The 18,426-nt window shown below is 60.7% G+C and carries 26 protein-coding genes; 7 read left to right on the top strand and 19 right to left on the bottom strand.

The genetic code is table 11. The features are described 5' to 3' along the window. Window positions 1–164 precede the first annotated feature (164 nt). Genes DBR46_RS01275 through DBR46_RS01295 form a run of 5 tightly spaced genes read right to left on the bottom strand, consistent with a single transcriptional unit; the run spans window position 165 to window position 3,655 of the window. Window positions 165–776: a LysE family transporter gene (locus DBR46_RS01275; protein ID WP_124524679.1), complete on the bottom strand. Its 612-nt coding sequence runs from the start codon at window positions 774–776 to the stop codon at window positions 165–167. Window positions 777–824: 48 nt separating this feature from the next. Next, a complete protein-coding gene (arsH, locus tag DBR46_RS01280; RefSeq protein ID WP_124524680.1) occupies window positions 825–1,511 on the bottom strand; it encodes an arsenical resistance protein ArsH in 687 nt (228 codons plus the stop codon). 11 nt (window positions 1,512–1,522) lie between these two features. Further along, window positions 1,523–1,993 (bottom strand): arsenate reductase ArsC, encoded by a 471-nt coding sequence (locus DBR46_RS01285; RefSeq protein ID WP_124524681.1) that lies wholly within the window; start codon window positions 1,991–1,993, stop codon window positions 1,523–1,525. Between the two features lie 2 nt (window positions 1,994–1,995). After that, window positions 1,996–3,279 carry an arsenic transporter gene (locus DBR46_RS01290; protein ID WP_124524682.1) on the bottom strand — a complete coding sequence of 428 codons (1,284 nt, stop codon included), beginning with the start codon at window positions 3,277–3,279 and terminating at the stop codon, window positions 1,996–1,998. Window positions 3,280–3,298: 19 nt separating this feature from the next. Further along, window positions 3,299–3,655: a metalloregulator ArsR/SmtB family transcription factor gene (locus DBR46_RS01295; protein WP_124524683.1), complete on the bottom strand. Its 357-nt coding sequence runs from the start codon at window positions 3,653–3,655 to the stop codon at window positions 3,299–3,301. A gap of 175 nt (window positions 3,656–3,830) precedes the next feature. Here DBR46_RS01295 and DBR46_RS01300 point away from each other — a divergent pair, with 175 nt between their 5' ends. From DBR46_RS01300 to DBR46_RS01310, 3 genes are all read left to right on the top strand, one after another. Then, the gene (locus DBR46_RS01300; RefSeq protein WP_005788169.1) at window positions 3,831–4,046 is read left to right on the top strand and encodes a hypothetical protein; all 216 of its coding nucleotides are present in this window, start codon (window positions 3,831–3,833) and stop codon (window positions 4,044–4,046) included. A 71-nt stretch (window positions 4,047–4,117) separates the two neighbouring features. Beyond that, window positions 4,118–4,813, top strand: a complete 696-nt coding sequence (locus DBR46_RS01305) for an AzlC family ABC transporter permease (RefSeq protein WP_124524684.1) — start codon at window positions 4,118–4,120, stop codon at window positions 4,811–4,813. Beyond that, entirely contained in the window at window positions 4,810–5,124 is a 315-nt protein-coding gene (locus DBR46_RS01310) for an AzlD domain-containing protein (RefSeq protein WP_017734231.1), read from the top strand. Before DBR46_RS01305 ends, DBR46_RS01310 begins: the two co-directional genes overlap by 4 nt. Before the next feature lie 124 nt (window positions 5,125–5,248). Here DBR46_RS01310 and DBR46_RS01315 read toward each other — a convergent pair whose 3' ends face one another. Beyond that, window positions 5,249–5,464 carry a hypothetical protein gene (locus DBR46_RS01315; RefSeq protein WP_017734230.1) on the bottom strand — a complete coding sequence of 72 codons (216 nt, stop codon included), beginning with the start codon at window positions 5,462–5,464 and terminating at the stop codon, window positions 5,249–5,251. 146 nt (window positions 5,465–5,610) lie between these two features. Between DBR46_RS01315 and DBR46_RS01320 the strand changes: the two genes are divergently transcribed. Further along, window positions 5,611–5,964 carry a hypothetical protein gene (locus tag DBR46_RS01320; protein ID WP_124524685.1) on the top strand — a complete coding sequence of 118 codons (354 nt, stop codon included), beginning with the start codon at window positions 5,611–5,613 and terminating at the stop codon, window positions 5,962–5,964. Window positions 5,965–6,109: 145 nt separating this feature from the next. Here the strand turns inward: DBR46_RS01320 and DBR46_RS01325 are convergent, their stop codons facing one another. The 11 genes from DBR46_RS01325 to DBR46_RS01370 all read right to left on the bottom strand — a co-directional run bounded on the left by DBR46_RS01325 (window position 6,110) and on the right by DBR46_RS01370 (window position 15,832). Further along, window positions 6,110–6,814, bottom strand: coding sequence for a YoaK family protein (locus DBR46_RS01325; protein ID WP_124524686.1), 705 nt, complete (start codon window positions 6,812–6,814; stop codon window positions 6,110–6,112). 68 nt (window positions 6,815–6,882) lie between these two features. Continuing rightward, window positions 6,883–8,505, bottom strand: a complete 1,623-nt coding sequence (locus tag DBR46_RS01330; RefSeq protein ID WP_124524687.1) for an ABC-F family ATP-binding cassette domain-containing protein — start codon at window positions 8,503–8,505, stop codon at window positions 6,883–6,885. Window positions 8,506–8,629: 124 nt separating this feature from the next. Beyond that, window positions 8,630–9,667 (bottom strand): DNA topoisomerase IB, encoded by a 1,038-nt coding sequence (locus DBR46_RS01335; RefSeq protein WP_124524688.1) that lies wholly within the window; start codon window positions 9,665–9,667, stop codon window positions 8,630–8,632. A gap of 78 nt (window positions 9,668–9,745) precedes the next feature. Continuing rightward, complete coding sequence (gene modC, locus DBR46_RS01340; RefSeq protein ID WP_124524689.1) at window positions 9,746–10,825, bottom strand: molybdenum ABC transporter ATP-binding protein; 1,080 nt, start codon at window positions 10,823–10,825, stop codon at window positions 9,746–9,748. Window positions 10,826–10,830: 5 nt separating this feature from the next. Then, window positions 10,831–11,511, bottom strand: a complete 681-nt coding sequence (modB, locus tag DBR46_RS01345; RefSeq protein ID WP_124524690.1) for a molybdate ABC transporter permease subunit — start codon at window positions 11,509–11,511, stop codon at window positions 10,831–10,833. After that, window positions 11,512–12,264 carry a molybdate ABC transporter substrate-binding protein gene (gene modA / locus DBR46_RS01350; protein WP_017734224.1) on the bottom strand — a complete coding sequence of 251 codons (753 nt, stop codon included), beginning with the start codon at window positions 12,262–12,264 and terminating at the stop codon, window positions 11,512–11,514. 112 nt (window positions 12,265–12,376) lie between these two features. Continuing rightward, window positions 12,377–13,441, bottom strand: a complete 1,065-nt coding sequence (locus DBR46_RS01355; protein WP_124524691.1) for a nitronate monooxygenase family protein — start codon at window positions 13,439–13,441, stop codon at window positions 12,377–12,379. 105 nt (window positions 13,442–13,546) lie between these two features. After that, window positions 13,547–14,593, bottom strand: a complete 1,047-nt coding sequence (gene ada, locus DBR46_RS01360; protein ID WP_124524692.1) for a bifunctional DNA-binding transcriptional regulator/O6-methylguanine-DNA methyltransferase Ada — start codon at window positions 14,591–14,593, stop codon at window positions 13,547–13,549. A 75-nt stretch (window positions 14,594–14,668) separates the two neighbouring features. Next, complete coding sequence (gene alkB, locus DBR46_RS01365; RefSeq protein ID WP_124524693.1) at window positions 14,669–15,334, bottom strand: DNA oxidative demethylase AlkB; 666 nt, start codon at window positions 15,332–15,334, stop codon at window positions 14,669–14,671. Between the two features lie 4 nt (window positions 15,335–15,338). Next, entirely contained in the window at window positions 15,339–15,503 is a 165-nt protein-coding gene (locus tag DBR46_RS30265; RefSeq protein ID WP_017734220.1) for a hypothetical protein, read from the bottom strand. 26 nt (window positions 15,504–15,529) lie between these two features. Continuing rightward, entirely contained in the window at window positions 15,530–15,832 is a 303-nt protein-coding gene (locus DBR46_RS01370; RefSeq protein WP_003173824.1) for a DUF1883 domain-containing protein, read from the bottom strand. A 211-nt stretch (window positions 15,833–16,043) separates the two neighbouring features. Between DBR46_RS01370 and DBR46_RS01375 the strand changes: the two genes are divergently transcribed. Both DBR46_RS01375 and DBR46_RS01380 read left to right on the top strand, forming a co-directional pair. Then, window positions 16,044–16,394, top strand: a complete 351-nt coding sequence (locus DBR46_RS01375; RefSeq protein WP_124524694.1) for a hypothetical protein — start codon at window positions 16,044–16,046, stop codon at window positions 16,392–16,394. Window positions 16,395–16,415: 21 nt separating this feature from the next. Then, window positions 16,416–16,646, top strand: a complete 231-nt coding sequence (locus tag DBR46_RS01380) for a hypothetical protein (protein WP_124524695.1) — start codon at window positions 16,416–16,418, stop codon at window positions 16,644–16,646. Between the two features lie 9 nt (window positions 16,647–16,655). Here DBR46_RS01380 and DBR46_RS01385 read toward each other — a convergent pair whose 3' ends face one another. Next, window positions 16,656–16,937: a hypothetical protein gene (locus tag DBR46_RS01385; RefSeq protein ID WP_026136449.1), complete on the bottom strand. Its 282-nt coding sequence runs from the start codon at window positions 16,935–16,937 to the stop codon at window positions 16,656–16,658. A 143-nt stretch (window positions 16,938–17,080) separates the two neighbouring features. Continuing rightward, on the bottom strand, window positions 17,081–17,266 hold the full coding sequence (locus tag DBR46_RS01390) for a hypothetical protein (protein ID WP_017734216.1): 186 nt from the start codon (window positions 17,264–17,266) through the stop codon (window positions 17,081–17,083). Between the two features lie 310 nt (window positions 17,267–17,576). Here DBR46_RS01390 and galU point away from each other — a divergent pair, with 310 nt between their 5' ends. Then, window positions 17,577–18,416, top strand: a complete 840-nt coding sequence (gene galU, locus DBR46_RS01395; RefSeq protein WP_003212579.1) for a UTP--glucose-1-phosphate uridylyltransferase GalU — start codon at window positions 17,577–17,579, stop codon at window positions 18,414–18,416. Window positions 18,417–18,426 lie beyond the last annotated feature (10 nt).

An 18,426-nucleotide genomic window follows, 5' to 3' on the forward strand; every position in this document is an offset into this window, starting at 1 on the left:
CTGTGTCCATTGGCTTCTTTTGTGAGGTTTAAAAAAGGCCCCAGTTGCGGGCACGGGCAATCTACTCAGGCAGTTGCAAAATGTCAACGGATGATTAATTAAATCACCCGCTGTTCAGAGTTTATTCAGACAAGAGGCACTTGGAAGTTGCTCGACATATAACTTCAAATACCCTGGGCCGCGAGAATGGCCAGATAGATCAATACCACGCCACAGGCGCCGTAACTGATGCGCTGCCAAGTGGGCGAGGCGTTCTGGCGCAACAGGTTCACCAACCCGGCAACCAGAAAGCATGACAGCACCGACGCCAGCATGAACCCGGCAAAAAACATCAGCGTCTGCCCATGGCTCGGCGTGGCACCGACGATGCCCGACAGCGCACTGCCCAAGGCGCCCCAGTAGACGATGTTTTTCGGGTTGGCCAGGGAAATCGTCGCACCCACCGCCAAGGCATTCTTCGCCGAACTGGCAGGTGCGCTGTCAGCTTGCGGCAGATTCCACGCATCCATCAGGCTGCGCACGCCGAGCCAGGCCAGGTACAGCGCGCAGGCAACGGTCAGCGGCACGCGCACGGCGTCATGCTGGATCAGCAGCGCAATGCCGGTGAGGCCAATCACCGCCCAGACCGCGTCACCCACCAATGAGCCAATCTGTACCAGCAACGCGGGGGTGAACCCCTGGAGCAAGCCACGGCGCAGGGTCTCCGCCAGCACGGCGCCGGGGGACAGGCAAAACACAAAACCAAATACCAGCGCGTAAAAGAAGATCGTCAGCATGCCCGCGTCCTTTCGACAAAGGGCACGAGCATACGCTGCTCGGGGGGATCAGATCGACCGTTGGTTGACGCGCCGGGACAACTCGTCAGCGCTTTCCTTGCGTTCTGAGTAGCGGTCGGTCAAGTCCGGGCGATCACGCAGCAACAGCGTGAACTTGACCAACTCTTCCATCACGTCCACCACGCGGTCGTACAGCGGCGAGGGCTTCATGCGGTGCTGGTCATCGAATTCCATGAATGCTTTGGGCACGGAGGATTGGTTGGGAATGGTGAACATGCGCATCCAACGGCCCAGCACGCGCAGTTGGTTGACCGTATTGAACGATTGGGAGCCGCCAGACACTTGCATCACCGCCAGGGTTTTACCCTGGGTCGGGCGAACGGCACCCATGGCCAGTGGCACCCAGTCGAGTTGGGCCTTGAATACCGCCGACATGGAACCGTGGCGTTCAGGCGAACACCACACCTGTCCTTCGGACCACTGCATCAATTCCAACAGTTCCTGCACTTTTGGGTGATCACTCGGGGCGTCATCGGGCAAGGGCAAGCCGCTGGGGTTGAAGATGCGCGTTTGCGCGCCGAAGTGCTGCAGCAGGCGCGCGGCCTCTTGCACCAGCAAACGGCTGAACGAACGTTCACGGGTCGAGCCGTAGAGCAGCAAGATGCGCGGTGGCTGGGCGCTGTCGGTGGGGCGCGGAGTGATCAGCGACAGGTCTAGATTGGGCAGGGTGGTCATGGTTTCTCCGGTTATAACAGCGCGATACGCTCAAGTTCAGCCTTCAGCTCAGCAGCGCCGAGGCGCGCAAGCGGCAGTGCGAAAAAGGCCCGGCAGCGGCTTTCGATGGTTTCCAGGGTTGCGTGAAAGGCGGCGTCAAGCATCGCTTCGTCGCCGTCAACCTCTGAAGGGTCTTCCAGCCCCCAATGCGCCTTCATCGCTGGCCCGAAATACACCGGGCAGGCTTCACCGGCGGCCTTGTCGCACACGGTGATCACCAGATCCGGCGGGCTGTCTTCAAACGCGTCATTGCCTTTGCTGTACAAGCCTTCGGTGTTGATACCTGCGGCTGCCAGCGTCGTCAGGCTACGCGGCAAGACCTGGCCCTTGGGGAAGCTGCCGGAACTGACGGCCACGAAACCCGCTGGCGCCAAGTGGTTGAACACCGCCTCAGACAAAATGCTGCGGCAACTGTTGGCGGTACACATGAACAGGACTTTCATATTCAAATACTCAGGCGCAGAGCGAGGGCGGCAAGGGTGATCAACAGCACCGGCAAGGTCAGCACAATCCCGACCTTGAAGTAGTAGCCCCAGGTGATAGTGATGCCCTTGCGCGCAAGGATATGCAGCCACAACAACGTGGCGAGGCTGCCAATCGGGGTGATTTTCGGGCCGAGGTCGCTGCCGATTACGTTGGCGTAGATCATCGCGTCCTTGACCACACCCACGGCATGGCTGGACTCGATGGACAACGCGCCGATCAGCACCGTCGGCAGGTTGTTCATCGCCGAGGACAGCAAGGCCGTCAGCACGCCGGTGCCCATGGCCGCACCCCACACGCCGTAGGTGGCGAAGGTATCCAGCCAGGTCGCGAGGTAGTTGGTGAGGCCGGCGTTGCGCAAGCCGTACACCACCAGGTACATGCCCAGGGAGAAAATCACGATCTGCCACGGCGCTTCCTTCAGCACCTTACGCGTGGAAATTTTGTGGCCCTTGGCGGCGATCACCAGCAGAAGCAGGGCGCATACGGCGGAGATCGCACTGATGGGAATGCCCAATGGCTCCAGAGCGAAACAACCGACCAAGAGGATGCCGAGCACCCACCAGCCGGCGCGGAAGGTGGCGCGGTCATGGATCGCACTGGCCGGATCAGCCAGGTCAGCGGGGTTGTAAACCTGCGGAATATCGCGGCGGAAAAACCACAGCAACACGGCCAGCGTGGCGGCGACACTGACAAGGTTCACCGGCACCATCACGGCCGCGTATTCGTTGAAGCCAATCTTGAAGTAGTCCGCCGAAACGATGTTCACCAGGTTCGACACCACCAGCGGCAGGCTCGCGGTGTCGGCGATAAAGCCTGCGCCCATGACAAAGGCCAGGGTCGCCGCCGGGGAAAAGCGCAGCGCCAGGAGCATCGACATCACGATGGGCGTGAGGATCAGCGCGGCGCCGTCGTTGGCAAACAGCGCCGAGACCAACGCGCCCAGCAGCACCATATAGGCAAACAAGCGTCGCCCGCGCCCACGGCCCCAGCGTGCGACATGCAGTGCGGTCCAGGCGAAGAAGCCGGCTTCGTCCAGCAACAGGCTGATGATGATTAGCGCGACAAAGGTGCCGGTGGCATTCCAGATGATGTGCCACACCACCGGAATGTCCGCCAGGCTGATCACGCCACAGGCCAGGGCGAGGATGGCGCCCATCGTCGCGCTCCAGCCGACGCCGAGGCCCTTGGGCTGCCAGATGACCAGAATGATGGTGAACAGAAAAATGCCAATGGCGACAAGCATCAATAAAAGCTCCGAAGGCTCAGCAGCAGGCGCTGGCCCGTTGTGGTCTGTTGCCCATTGCATCCAGACGTTGGGTGTCGGCATGCAACCACGGCAGGTTGGCTTGCAGGGTGATGTCCAGCACTTGGGTGACCCACGCGGGCAGTGCCGGGTTGATGCGGTAGTAGATCCACTGACCCTGGCGACGATCCAGCATCAGCCCGCAACTGCGCAGCTGCGCCAGGTGACGGGAGATTTTCGGCTGGCTGTCCTCCAGGGCATGGATCAGTTCGCACACGCAAAGTTCGCCTTCGCGCGCAACCAACAACGTCAGGCGTGCCCGGGTGGCATCGGCCAGGCATTTGAACAACTCGGGAGGGGAGATGAGCTCGGACATGGCCAAGACCCTATACATATGGAAAAACGAATATACGTATTTCCATATGTATCGGTCAAACCGATTTTCGCTTGATCTGGATCAAGTGCCCGCAAATCTGCCGCAAGTGTTTGAAATTAAAATGAAACACGAATGTCCTAAAGTGCCTGCCATTGCTAATGAAGGAAGAACCCGCGTGACCCGTGCCACTCGCAACCTGCGCAAGACCCTCGATTCCGTCGCGGAAAATAACGAAACCGCTGCGTTCGACCTGATGCGCGCCGTGGAAAAGCTCGGCGATGAAGTGCTGCGCCAGCGTTTGCTCAACACCATTCACCGGTTGAACCAGGACGCCTACGAACTGCGCGAAGCGCGCGACTCGGTGGAGCAGGTGTCCGTCAGGCTCGCCTGAGCAAGATCGTTCAAGACAAGCGCCTTGTTGCGCTGGCATGCTTGGCGACTGTCTGTCGATGAGCCGTCTCCATGCCTACCGCCTTACCTCATTACGCCTTCGCACGCGGCGCCATCGCCGTCATTCCGCTTTCCCTGGCCTGTGCGCCGTGGGGGCTGTTGGCCGGCTCCATGGCCATTGATGCGCAATTCACCCCGCTGCAAGCCCAGGGTTTGTCCGCCATTGTGTTCGCCGGCGCCGCGCAGTTGGTGGCGATCGGCATGGTCAAGAGCGGCGCGAGCCTGATCTCCATCGTGCTGACCACCTTGCTGCTGACGTCCCAGCATTTGCTCTACGGCATGCACATGCGCCCGACACTTTCGGCGCTCAACACACGCTGGCGGATGAGCCTGGGGTTTCTGCTCACCGACGAATTCTTCGCCCTGGTCAGCCACTATGACCGCCAGACGTTTAATCGCTGGTATGCCCTGGGCGTCGGCTTGACGTTCTATATCGCCTGGAATTTGTTCACCCTCGCCGGCATCGTGTTGGGCAAGAGCATTCCCGGCCTGGACCAGTTGGGCTTGGAGTTTTCGATTGCGGCGACCTTTATTGCGCTGATCACTCCGGTGGTCCGCGATGTGCCGACCGTGGTCTGTGTGGCCGTGTCGTTGCTGTTCTCGGTGTGGCTGAGCTTCCTGCAGTGGGAATCGGCGGTGGTGGTGTCGGGTGTATTGGGGATGAGCGCCGGGTATGCCTGCAAACGACTGGGAGTAGGGCAGCGATGATCTACCTCATGATTGTGACGATGGGCCTGGTGGTGTTTCTCAACCGTTACCTGTTTATCGAGCCGCGTTTGCCGGTGCGCCTGAACCGTGGTGCGCGGGAGTTTCTCGGGTTTGCGGTGCCGGGGATGCTCACGGCGATTTGCGGGCCGATCATCTTCCTGGCCGATCACCAGCACCTCAACCTGAGCCCGACCAACCCCTATCTGCTCGCCGGGATCAGCGCGGTGGCGTTGATGTACTGGACGCGCAATGTGCTGCTCACGGTGCTGTTGAGCATGGCGTTGTTCTATCTGTTTCGCTGGCTGCTCTGACGTGCAGGCGAAAAAAAGCCCGCGGGAGGGCGGGCTGAAGGGAGACTTCTAAAAATGAGCGTGGCCACTATAGGTGGCCCATTCTCCCTTCACAGTGAAACTAAATTCATGCTGGCGTGTTGCATCAGCTCTTGGCGTTGAGCTTGCGCAGTTCTTCATACGTGGCCGACTGGACGAACCAGAAGCCGGAAATGATGCACCACGTCAACGTGCCGCCGATCAGGACCGCCAGGCCCGTCAGGAAACTTGCACCGAACATTGTCACCAAACCCATCAGCCAAACGAAGGCCAGGGCGATGTAGAGCACAGTGTTGTTGACGCTGATGACGAAATCTTTCATGACGCTTCCTTGTAGAGAATATCCCGTTGACCTCCTCAGTGAGATCAACGTTGGCATCATAATGCCATGTGTCAGCAGGCGCTACCTTTGACCCCTCGTTCGCCGGCAAGTGGTAGAGTCGCGTTTTTTTGCGACGGAGCAATGGCATGCACAAGGTGGTAATGGGCGCATTGGTACTGGCGGCACTGGCCGGTTGCGCAGGTTCGAAGATGAAAGACGCGCGCGCGGGCACGCCCTACAAGACCCTGGCTTCGGATAAGGCCACCTTGGTGGTTGCCGAATGCATCCAGTTCGGCTGGCAGGACGAAAGCGTGTTTGGCGTGGACGCGGGTGGTTTCAAAGAACCCAACGGAGCAGGCGGTTTCACCGTGTACACCACCGGCGGCGATTACTTTGTCGATGTGCAAAGCGCAGGTGCCGGTGCCACGGTCAAGTACTACGCCGTTGACGACAACATGCCCGCCAAGCGCCGCCTGGCGGCACTCGCGACTTGCCTGTAATCCGTTGCCTTAGTGGTTTTAGGAAATGCCCGGCGGGACAGCCGCCGGCCATTCGCTTATCATTCGTCCCGCTCGTTCGGCGTGATGGCTCTTTACCAGTACACGGACGTCGAGGCCGACACGCCGGGCGAGCATCCTTTTTTCTCTAGCGCGGCATATAACCCAAGTGCCAGCGCCGTGGAATCTTCAGCGACACCACCCCCAGCAACGCCGCCAACCCACCGCTGACCAGCAGCGCCTTCAGGCCCATCTGCTGTTCCAGTAGTGCGCCGAGCACCGCCCCGACAAACATTCCGCCCCATGGAATCAGTTGCACACGCCAGCCATTGCGCCGCTCCCCCAGCATCCAACGCCCCAGGCCGCGCCCAAAACGCGAGAGCGCGCCCGTCACGTACGTCAGGCCCACCGGCAACCCGTTGACCTCTTCCACCGCCGCATTGAGCATGCCCATCGCAATGATCGCCGCCAACAAGGCGGGCAAGGCATCGTCCGTGGGCAACAATGCGCCAGCGCAGAGCAGGGCGGCGATGCACAGCAGCAAGGGCAGGGCATGCCGGCGGCTGAGGCGGCTGACCATCACACCCAACGCATTGCCGACGACAAAGGTGGCCACCAGCAACAGCAATCGCCCCGTCAGGCCAAGATCACCCGCACTGATCGCCACCGCCAGCCGCGTGGTGTTGCCACTCATGAACGAGACAAAATCGCCACTGGCCATAAAGCCAATGGCATCGGTCATGCCCGCCAGCACCGAAAGGCTGGCGACCAACATCAACCCGACCCGGCCGCGCCAGCGTTGGCGGTGAGCGTGTAGGGCATTGGCGTAAGGCTTGGGGGACGACGGCAGCATAGGGCTGGGCTCCGTGTGAGATTATTCGGCCACTACCGTAGGACGCTTTGCCAGCCCGCGCAATGACCTCAAGCACACTCCAGGCGCCAGCCTGCGCTTTCCCAGCTCAGGTAATGCGTCGGCCGGATTGCCCGCATGAACGCCTCATCATGGGACACCGCGACTATCGCCCCGGTAAACCCTTGCAGAGCCTGCTCAAATGCGACCACCGATTCCAAGTCCAAGTGGTTGGTGGGCTCGTCCAACAACAGCAACTGCGCAGGCGTTTTGCGCCACAAGGCAATTGCCATCGCAGCCTTCAGGCGTTCGCCGCCGCTGAGCTGTCCTGCCGGTTGAGTCACGCGCAACGCGTCCAGTTGCAAAAGGGCCAGACGCGTACGCAGTTCGGCTTCTGTCATCGGCGTGTCGAGGCGGTTGAGCTGTTCGACGATGGAGCGCTGGTCATCGAGCAGCGCGAGCTGTTGATCGATATAGGCGCAGGGCACATGCACGCTGCAAACCCCGCCAACGGCCTGCCAATGCCCCGCTAGCACCTTGAGCAACGTGGATTTGCCGCAGCCGTTCGGCCCGCGCACCGCAACGCGAACGGGGCCCGCTAGATGAAGGTCGAGGCCTGTGCGTGCGAGCCAAGGCAGGTCAACATCCACCAGGTGCAGCACCTGTCGGCCGTTGGGCACGGTCGAGGCGGGCAACGCGAGCATCGTCGGCGTTTCATCCAGTACACGCTCGTAGGCCTGGCGTACCTGAGCGTCGAGTTCGTGCTTGTGGGCACGGTGTGCACTGCCCACATTGCTGAGGATTTCGCTGGCGGCGCCTTTCCAGCGAGCCTTGGTGAAACGGTCCACGTTGGCGGCGTCTGCCTGCTTGCGCGAACGCGCGGCGTGCCGTTGCAAATTGTCATGGTCTGTTTGCAGGCGCTGTCGTTCGCGGTTGCGGGTCAGGCGTGCGTGTTCCAGGGCCGCGACTGCCGCATGCTGTTCGGCGTCACGCTGCTGGCGGTAGGCATCGTAATTGCCGCCATAGACCTTGGCGCCAAGGGGCGAAAGTTCGATGATGCGCCCCAGGGTATTGAGCAGTTGCCGGTCGTGGCTGACCACCACCAGGCCGCCGCGCCAATCTGCCAACCGTTGCAGCAGCCAGGCGCGACCGCTGCGGTCGAGGTGGTTGGTCGGTTCATCGAGGACCAACAACTGTGGTGCAGCCAGCAGCGCGCCGATCACCGCCACCCGCGCCAATTGGCCGCCGCTGAGTTGATCGGCCAGGCTGTCAGGACCTAGGTGTGGCAGTCCAGCGTTATTCAGCGCGTGGCGCAGGCGTTCGCCGAGGTCCCAGCGGTCGTCGATCAGTTCTAGATCTTGCAGTTGCGCCGTGCCGCTGGTCATTCGCTCAAGGGCCGCCAAGGCCGGGGCTGTACCGGTGAGATGGGCGATGGTGTCGCCGGGGGCAACGTCCAGGTTTTGCGGCACGTAAGCCACACTGGCCGAGCGATTCAGCGTGCCGCTGGAGGGCTGCAGGTGCCCGGCAATCAATTGGGCAAGGATGCTTTTACCCTGGCCGTTGCGTCCAACGATGCCGGTAGGCGTGTGATCGATGGACAGGTTCAGGTCTTGCAGTAACGTTTCGCCATTGGCGAACTGAAAGCCCAGGTGTTGCAGGGAAACGAGTGCGGGCAGCCGGTTGACGTCAGTCATCAGCACCTCCAAAAAAATGTCGAACAGGCCAACAAGCGCGCTGGGCGGCTTGTTGCAGATACATTTTGGAAGGCTTAGTTATTCACGTCGGCGGTCGTCCCGATACTCAGAAGGGACGCAAAGGCTAACCCTGCTTGGCGGCTTTCGGCAAGCCCGCTGCCAACTTTTCCAGAAACATCGCCAGCGCCACTTCTTCCGCCTTGAGCCCCTTGCGCACTCGCGGCTTGGGCAATTTGGACAGTTCCCCCAGGCTGAAATGCTCCAGCACTGCCGGGTGGATGTAACACTTGCGGCACACCGCCGGGGTATTGCCCAGTTGCTTGGCGACGTCCTTGACCGTTGCCACCACATGGCGCTTGGCGTCGGATTCGGGCTGCCATTGCAGTTCGCGCAGTACCGCCAGCGCCAAGGCTGTACCGGCCCAGGTGCGGTAGTCCTTGGCGGTGAAGTCGGCGCCGGTGAGGCTGTGCAGGTAGGCGTTGACGTCATGGGAACTGACCGTGTGCCGTTCACCGTCTGCGTCGAGGTATTGGAACAGGTCTTGTCCCGGCAGCTCCAGGCAACGCTTGACCACCGTCGCCAGGCGCCGGTCCCGTACGCTGACCTGGTGCTCCACGCCACTCTTGCCGCGAAACTGGAACTGGATCTCGCTGCCCTTGATGTCGACATGCCGGTTTCGCAGGGTGGTCAGCCCATAGGACTTGTTTTCACGCGCGTACTGGCTGTTGCCGACGCGGATCAGGGTGGCGTCGAGCAACATCACTACCGTGGCCAAGACCTTTTCCCGGGTAAAACCAGGCTCGGCGATCTGTGCTTCGAGTTGCTTGCGCAGTTTTGGCAGCGCTTCGCCAAACGCCTGGAGACGCGAGTACTTGTCACTGTCGCGAACCTCACGCCAGCGCGGGTGATAGCGGTACTGCTTGCGCCCACGGGCATCGCGGCCGGTGGCTTGCAGATGGCCGCGCGGGTCGGCGCAGATCCACACGTCGGTGTACGCAGGCGGCACGGCGAGGGCGTTCAGGCGCTGGATTTCAGCCGCGTCCTTGATTCGCACACCCCTGGCGTCGAAGTACTGGAATTGGCCACGCAGGGTCTTGCGGCGAATGCCGGGCTGGGTGTCGTCAACGTAGTGCAGGTCGCGGGGCAGCGTGGCGTCTGGCATGGCGAAGGTTCCTTGGCAACAATCAGGCCGGTATGCCTGATTGACCGCAGCCCAGCGCCGTCGTGCCAAAAAGCTTGTTTAGGCGAGTACGGCCACCGCCTTGATCTGTGCCCACAGCGTCTGGCCGGGATGCAGTTGCAACTGATCGCGGGAGAACCGTGTGATACGCGCCAGCAGCGGCGTCCCGGCCGCATCCAGGCGCACGAGGACGTGGGCATTGTTGTCGGCACCCAACTCCTGGGTAACCGTCACCGGCAAGCGATTGAGAATGCTGCTGTGTTCCTCCGCCTGCAGGCTGAGGCTCACGTCGCGTGCCTGCACCTTGATCCGCAGCGCTTTGCCCAGCGCCAGCGGCGCATGGGCCACGCGCATGTGCAAGGCACTGGCGGGCAGTTGCAGGGTCAGCAGTTGATAGTGTTCGTCGTAGGCGCTGACCGTGCCATTGATCACCACACCGGCGTCGTCACCGGAGGCCATCGGCAGGTCGAGCCGCGCCAGGGTTTCGCCGATGGGGCCGCTGGCGAGGGCCTTGCCGTCATTGAGCAAAACGATGTGATCGGCCAGGCGCGCCACTTCATCCTGGGCATGGCTGACGTACAGCACGGGGATGTCCAGTTCATCGTGCAGGCGTTCGAGGTACGGCAGGATCTCGCCCTTGCGCTTGCTGTCGAGGGCCGCCAGCGGTTCATCCATCAACAACAACTGCGGACTGGTGAGCAGTGCGCGGGCGATGCCGATACGTTGGCGCTCACCGCCGGACAAGTGTTGCGGGTGGCGGTCGAGCAGGTGGCCAATCCCCAGCAGTTCGGTGGCCTGGGCCATGTCCACGCGGCGCTGCTGGCGGGCAATGCGCTTGAGGCCGAACTCCAGGTTGGCGCGCACCGACAGATGAGGAAACAGGCTCGCCTCTTGAAACACATAACCCAACGCACGCTTGTGCGGCGGCACGAACAGGCCCTTGGCGCTGTCTTGCCAGACTTCATTGTTGATCTGCACAAAGCCTTGCTCAGCGCGCTCCAGCCCGGCGATGCAGCGCAAGCAGGTGGTTTTGCCGGAGCCGGAGTGGCCGTACAACGCGGTGACTCCGCGCCCCGGCAGTTGCAGATCCACGTCGAGGGCAAATCCCGAGTAGTTCAGTTGCAGGCGTACATCAATCATCGCGATCAGCTCCAACCCATCTTGGTCTTACGGCTGGAGTAGAGCGCCAGCAACACGAGGAAGGCGAACACCACCATAGAGCCTGCCAGCCAATGGGCCTGGGCATATTCCATGGCTTCGACGTGGTCGTAGATCTGCACCGAGACCACGCGGGTCTTGTCCGGGATATTGCCGCCGATCATCAACACCACGCCAAATTCGCCGACGGTGTGAGCGAACCCGAGAATCGACGCGGTGATAAACCCCGGGCGGGCGAGGGGCAGGATCACCGTGAAAAACGTGTCCCAGGGATTGGCGCGCAACGTTGCCGCCACTTCCAGGGGGCGCGTGCCGATGGCGGAGAAGGCGTTTTGCAACGGCTGCACCACAAACGGCATGGAATAGATCACCGAGCCGATCACCAGCCCGGCGAAGCTGAAGGTGAGGGTGCCCATGCCCAGCCATTGGGTGAACTGGCCGAAGTAGCCATTGGGGCCCATGGTCAACAGCAGGTAGAAACCGATCACCGTCGGTGGCAACACCAACGGCAAGGCGACGACTGCGCCGATGGGGCCGCGCCACCACGAACGGGTGCGTGACAGCCACAGGGCAATCGGAGTGCCGATGACCAGCAGGATCACGGTGGTCAGTGACGCCAGCTTGATGGTCAACCAGATAGCGGAAAAATCGGCACTCGATAGCGGCATTTAGAGCTCGTAACCGTAGGACTTGATAACGGCCGCGGCTTTTGGCCCTTTGAGGTATTCAACCAGGGCCTTGGCAGCCGCGCTGTCCTTGCCCTTGTTGAGGATCACCGCGTCCTGTTTGATCGGGTCATGCATGGACGACGGGACGATCCACGCCGAACCGCTGGTGACTTTGCCGTCTTTATAGATCTGCGACAAGGCCACGAAGCCCAACTCGGCGTTGCCGGTGGACACGAATTGATAGGCCTGGGTGATGTTCTGGCCTTCAACCAGCTTGTCCTTGACCTTGTCGGTCAGGCCTTCCCGCGCCAGCACTTGGGTGGCGGCCAGGCCGTAGGGCGCGGCTTTCGGGTTGGCGATGGACAGGTGTTTGAAGTCGTTCTTCTTCAAGACCTCGCCCTTGGCATCGACATAACCTTCTTTCGCCGACCACAGCGCCAGGGTGCCTACCGCGTAAGTGAAGCGCGAGCCTTTGACGGTGTCGCCTTCGCTTTCCAGTTTTTGCGGGGTGGTGTCATCGGCGGCAAGGAACACTTCGAACGGCGCACCGTTCTTGATCTGCGTATAGAACTGACCGGTGGCACCGTAGGCGGCGACCAGTTTGTGACCGGTGTCTTTTTCGAAGTCGGCGGCAATCGCCTGGATCGGTGCAGTGAAGTTGGCCGCGACAGCGACTTGCACTTCATCGGCGTGGGCCGAACCGAAGGCAAGGGCGGCGACCAGCGCGGCCAGGCGTGAAACACGAATCTTCATGGAGCAGCTCCTAGTGGATGTACGGCTTGTTATAGGTAGAAGGTGTTACCGCTATTTACGGGAATATATAGCGGTTAGCCATTGCCGGTACAGTGCCAAGTTGCCCCAGGTGTCAGTTTTTCGTGAGTTTGGCCAGCGCCTGTTCGGCCAATTCACGGGTCAGGTCATAGGTGGAAATGTCTTTGCCCAGGCGCAACGCCTGGCCCGACCACAGGTTGCTGAAACCCGCTTCGTCCTTGGCCTTGAGCGGTATCAGCGCGCCGCCGGAGGTAGGAAATGCCGGCGCTGCCGGGTTGATCGCGCCCAACTCACGCATGACCCGATTGACAATGCCCCGCGCCGGGCGGCCGGTGAACAGGTTGGTCAACGCGGTTTCACTGGCCTGGGCATGGCGCAAGGCGTGGTGATGGGACGGCGTGACATTCGCTTCCGGGGTGAACAGGTAGGCAGTGCCGATCTGCACTGCCGAGGCGCCCAGGGCAAAGGCCGCGACAATCCCCCGCGCATCACCGATGCCACCGGCGGCGATCACCGGCACGCTGACGGCGTCGACGATTTGCGGCAGCAGGGCGAACAAACCGATCTGGGTGTTGAGGTCGTCGGTAAGGAACAGGCCACGATGGCCCCCGGCTTCACTGCCCATGGCGATGATTGCGTCACAGCCGCGTTGTTCCAGCCAGATGGCTTCCTCCACGGTGGTGGCCGAGGACAGTACCTTGGCCCCGGTGGCTTTTACCCGATCCAGCAAGGCTTTTTCCGGCAGGCCAAAGTGAAAGCTGACCACCTCAGGACGGAATTCTTCGACCACTTGGCAGGCGGCGTCGTTGAACGGTTCGCGATTGGAAATGGGCGTCGGTGCGTCAAAATCCGCGCCTAGTTCGAGGTAGTAGGGTTTGAGTAATTCTTTCCAGTGCTGATCGCGTGCTGCATCGGGCTCAGGCGGCTGGTGGCAGAAGAAATTTACGTTGATGGGCCGCGTGCTGGCCTGGCGAATCGTGCTGAGCGCTTCACGCAGTTGTGCGAGGCTGAGCGCCGCCGCCGGCAGCGAACCCAGGGCGCCGGCGGTATTGGCGGCGATGACCATGGCCGTGGTCGTGCCGACCGCCATGGGGGCCTGGATGATGGGCGTGTCGATGCCCAGCAAATCAATAAGGCGGGTGTCTGGCCAGGTGCTCATGGGATGCGTCTCCAGCGTTAGTAAGATTTTTCGCTGTTTTAGCAGGGCCCTTGGCCGCCGGCCACTCTGTTTTATTCACTGGATGCGGGCGCATTTTCGTGCGGGTCAGCTGTCAGTTTCGCGAGCCAATAAGCGCCGCTTGCGCTCCACCCCCCAACGGTAGCCCGACAGCTCGCCATTACTGCGTACCACGCGGTGGCAAGGGATGGCCACTGCCAGGCAGTTGGCCCCACACGCCTGGGCCACTGCACGGAACGATTTGGGTGCGCCGATACGCGCGGCAATCTGCGCATAACTGGCGGTGCTGCCCAAGGGGATGTCGCGCAGGGCTTGCCACACCCGTTGCTGAAAGGCGGTGCCGCGCAGGTCCAGTGGCAAATCCAGGCCGAGGGCGGGCGCCTCGATAAAACCCACGACGTGCGCGACCGTTTGTTCGAAGCGGCGGTCGGCGCCCACCAGGTCGGCCTTGGGGAACTGGTCCTGGAGGTCGCGTACCAACGTGTCAGGGTCATCCCCCAGCAAAATGGCGCACACGCCAAGGCTGCTTTGCGCCACCAGAATCGCCCCCAACGAACACTGGCCCACCGCGAACAGGATCTCGCAGTTGGTGCCACCGGCCTTGTAGTCACTGGGTTTCATGCCGAGCAATTGATCGGCCGATTCATAAAAGCGGCTGTTGGAGTTGAAGCCCGCGTCATACAGCGCATCGGTGACCGAATGCTGGCCCTTGAGCCCTTCACGCACTTTACGGGTGCGCTGGGCGCTGGCGTAGCCCTTGGGGGTCAGCCCGGTGACGGCTTTGAACACTCGGTGAAAGTGGAAAGGGCTGAGCCCCGCGTGCAAGGCGAGGGTGTTGAGGCTGGGCGGGGTGTCGGCCTGCTCGATATGGCGACACGCCTCGGCGACCAGTTGCGTGTGATGGGCTGCCAATTGGGTCTGGTCACCGCTTGCACGTTTGCTTGCGCGGTAACCGGCGGCCTCGGCTTGTGCCGGCGTGTCGAAGAACTGGATATTTTCCGGGCGTGGCAACCGCGAGGCGCTGCTGGGGCGGCAATACACGCCGGTGGTTTTTACGCCATAGACGAATAATTCATCGGCCTTGGGGTCGCGGGCGACGATGGCGGCCCAGCGTGGATCTTGTTCGGTGTTCATGGGCGGCACTCTTGACGGGTCTTGCGCAGATTAACCGTGCCGCGGTGGACTGGCACCCCGAAGCTTGCGGTCAAATCAGCCGGCGGTGCGAAACGTCAGGTTGATGCGCTGCGGGCCCATGACCGGGTGCAGGCCTTCCTGGATTGGCATCACACCGTGAAAGCGCAGGCGATCGATGCCGCCCCAGACCACGACGTCGCCATGGAACAGCGAAACTTTTTGCGCCCGATCACTGCGCGCGTGGCCACCAAACAGAAAGATCGCCGGCAAGCCGAGGGACACCGACACCACCGGTGCGTCGTAGCGGCGTTCGTTCTTGTCCTGATGCAGGGACATTTTTGCGCCGGGCACGTAGCGGTTGATCAGGCAGGCGTCGGGGGCGAACCCGATGAAACCGGCATCTGCCGCTGCCTGCACAGCCAATTGGCGCAACACGTCAGGCATCGCCGGCCAAGGCCGTTGGCTGCGCGGGTCCAGTGGGGAGTAGCGGTAGCCGTGGGCGTCGGTGGTCCAACCCAATTCACCGCAGCTGCTCAACGCCGCCGACATTGTAAAACCGCCTGGGGTGACCATCTGCCGAAACGGGGATTGCGCCAGCACCTGGCGCAGCGATGGCAGAAGACGTTCGATCCAGGGCAGGGCATAACCCCTTAGCACGTGGGACTCGTCGCCGATTTGTTCACGCCCTGCGGGTTGTTGCAGGGCGTCATCGGGGAACAGGTCGGCGGTGGGGGCGGGCATGGGTTTACAGGGCCTTGCTCACAGTGATGTCGGTGATTTCATCACTGGCATCATGGATTTTCGCCAGAGCTTGCTTGGCTTCCTCCACGCTGTTGCTGTGCAGTTGGGCGAACTCGAAGCGGCGCTCGCCGTTGAGCTTGTACTTGATCACGTATTTGGTGGTAGTCACTGTTTCTTTCCTGTGGCGAGTCCGAATCAGCTCAGCTTGGTGCTGGTGCGACGAACGATACGAATCTTGTGGGACAGTGCGGGTTTGCGCGTCACGCTGATCGCGCGGCGGGTGACCACATCCAGGGTGATGTTCCAAAAACCGGTGCTTGGTGCGGTGATCTTGGCGGGAAACTTGTCGAATGCGCCGCCGTGGTAGGTGTGGCGGCCGCCATTTTTAAAGCTTCGAAAATTCGCATCGCTCATCAGGCGAATATTGCAAGTCTGCGAGCACTCGATGACGACAATGTCCCCCTCGTTGAGGTGCTCGCGCTGGTGGATGAATTTCATGGGGTGTCTCCAGAAGGGCTTTTTCTGAAAAATCAGAACGATACGTAGGTTAAGATGGAGTTTATCAGCCCCAGCGCTTTTATTATCGTGCCGTTGTCGATGACATCGACAATTTAAAACAGTTATTTACCGAGTTATCAGAGATAAATCCTACGTTGGCGGGAGAAATTTACCATCCCCGCTGTCGTAGGGTCTTTATCGGAGGTTTTGTATGAAGTGGAGTGTGTTGGTTCTGGCCGTGGCGCTAGGTGGGTGTGCCTCGGTTGCCGATATCAAGCAGACCCCTCCCACGCTGGCCGTCATTTCTGGCAAGAAGCCGCAGGAATATGCTGCCTGTGTCGTGCGTAAGCTGTCGTCTACACGCCGCCCGCCGCAGATCGAGCCACATAAAGACGGTGTGCAGGTGATTGTCCCGCAGAAATTTTCCGCGGACCCCTCGGCCATTTTCGAGATTGAAGATCGCTCCAGCGGCAGCAGCATCAAGCTCTATGAGAGCATGTCCAATGTGCCGATCCGTCCGGGTGATGTGAAAAAGGCTGGGGAAGATTGCATTTCCGGCTGATGCCGTTGCGGAATATCAGATATGAAACGTGAACACGTCAAAGCGCGCCATGCCGAGGGCCAGATCTCGGCCACCCATGTGATCCAGAATCCTGCCGACCTCGGCGAATGGATCGTCTTTTTCAAGAAAAGCGGTGGGCGCAGCTTTTTCCTGGTGGACGATCAGGATGAGGTCGAATCCTTCGCCAGCCTTGATGCGTTGACCGAGACCCTGCGCGGGCTGGGTATCAAGTTCGCTGAGGTCCACCTGTAACCCGAAGGGTTACTTGCACACCACCACCACGCTGCGGCTTTTGTAGTTGCCGACGTCCTTGCCCAGGGTCTTGTCGCCCTCGCTCAGGGCCGGCGTGCCCTCGGTGCCGACGATGCGGTAACCGGTGCCCGCGCAGGAAGCATCGGCTTTCTCGTAGCAGCTGGCCCACGAGTTGGCCTCGCCCGAGCAATCGACGGTCAGGCCTTGCTCGCCGTTTTTCAGGTAGACGTCAGAAGTGGTGGTGCACCCGGCAAGCGCCAGTACCGCAGTCAGTGCCAGAATCTTGTTCATGGGTAGGTCGTCGTAGAGGGTGTTGGAGGGCGCGTCGAGACGCTGGTTGAGCGTCTGCGCAAGATTATAGCGAACTGCCATCAAGGTACAGGCAAACACAAAAAAGCCCCGTAAACCGGGGCCTTTGCGCAAGGTGCCGAGGCTTACTTGCCTTTGGGACGCTTGCTCGACGCGTGCCCGGCTTCATCCACAAACACTTCAGCCACCGCGGCCGCTTGGCTTTCGGTCGCAAAAGCCCCTGCGACGCTGTCGCCGTGGAAGTTGATCAGGTGCCAACCGTCCGCACGCTTGGTGATCAGGTAGCCGTTTACGCCTTTTGGTTCTGACATCTATTGAGCATCTCGTGGTCGGGTTCAAGGCTGTCATGATAGCGCCAAATGTCGCGGCCCTGCGCAAGTTATTCCAATCCAATGTACAACCGCGAAAAGCGTGCTAAAAAGGTTGCAGCCCTTTAAAACAGTGAGGGGCAGCCTTTTTTCGCCCTGCCGGTGATGACGCTGTCTGTAAGATAAGCGGAACTTACACCGACATTTTTTCTCTATGTTGACATCGCAACGCCAGCAGGACCCATTGTAAGGTGACTGCGGCCTGATTAGACTGCGCCGAATTCCGTACGCACAGCCCTTTGTAAGGACTTATATGATCAAGAAATGCTTGTTCCCAGCAGCCGGTTACGGCACTCGCTTCCTGCCAGCGACCAAAGCCATGCCTAAAGAGATGCTGCCGGTGGTGAACAAGCCACTGATTCAGTACGGCGTCGAAGAGGCACTGGATGCCGGCCTGAACGAAATCTCCATCGTGACCGGTCGCGGTAAGCGCGCCCTGGAAGACCACTTCGACATCAGCTACGAGCTGGAAAACCAGATCAAGGGCACCGACAAGGAAAAATACCTGGTTGGTATCCGCAAGCTGCTCGACGAGTGCTCGTTCTCCTACACCCGTCAGACCCAGATGAAAGGCCTTGGCCACGCGATCCTGACCGGCCGCCCGCTGATCGGTGACGAGCCGTTCGCCGTGGTCCTGGCGGACGACCTGTGCGTCAACCTGGAAGGTGACGGCGTGCTGACCCAGATGGTCAAGCTGTACCAGAAATACCGCTGCACCATCGTTGCTGTGCAAGAGGTTGATCCTCAGGAAACCAACAAGTACGGCGTAATTGCCGGCGACGACATTGGTGATGGCCTGATCCGCGTACGTGACATGGTTGAAAAACCAGCGCCTGAAGATGCTCCGTCGAACCTTGCGATCATCGGCCGTTACATCCTGACCCCGGATATCTTCAAGCTGATCGAAGAAACCGAGCCAGGCAAGGGCGGCGAGATCCAGATCACCGACGCCTTGCTCAAGCAGGCCAAAGACGGTTGCGTGATTGCCTACAAGTTCAAAGGCCGTCGTTTCGACTGCGGTGGCGCTGAAGGCTACATCGAAGCCACCAACTTCTGCTACGAGCACTTCTACAAGACTGGCAAGGCTTACTGATTCACGGTTG

The organism is Pseudomonas sp. KBW05 (assembly GCF_003852405.1).
In the GTDB taxonomy this organism is placed as follows: Bacteria; Pseudomonadota; Gammaproteobacteria; order Pseudomonadales; family Pseudomonadaceae; genus Aquipseudomonas.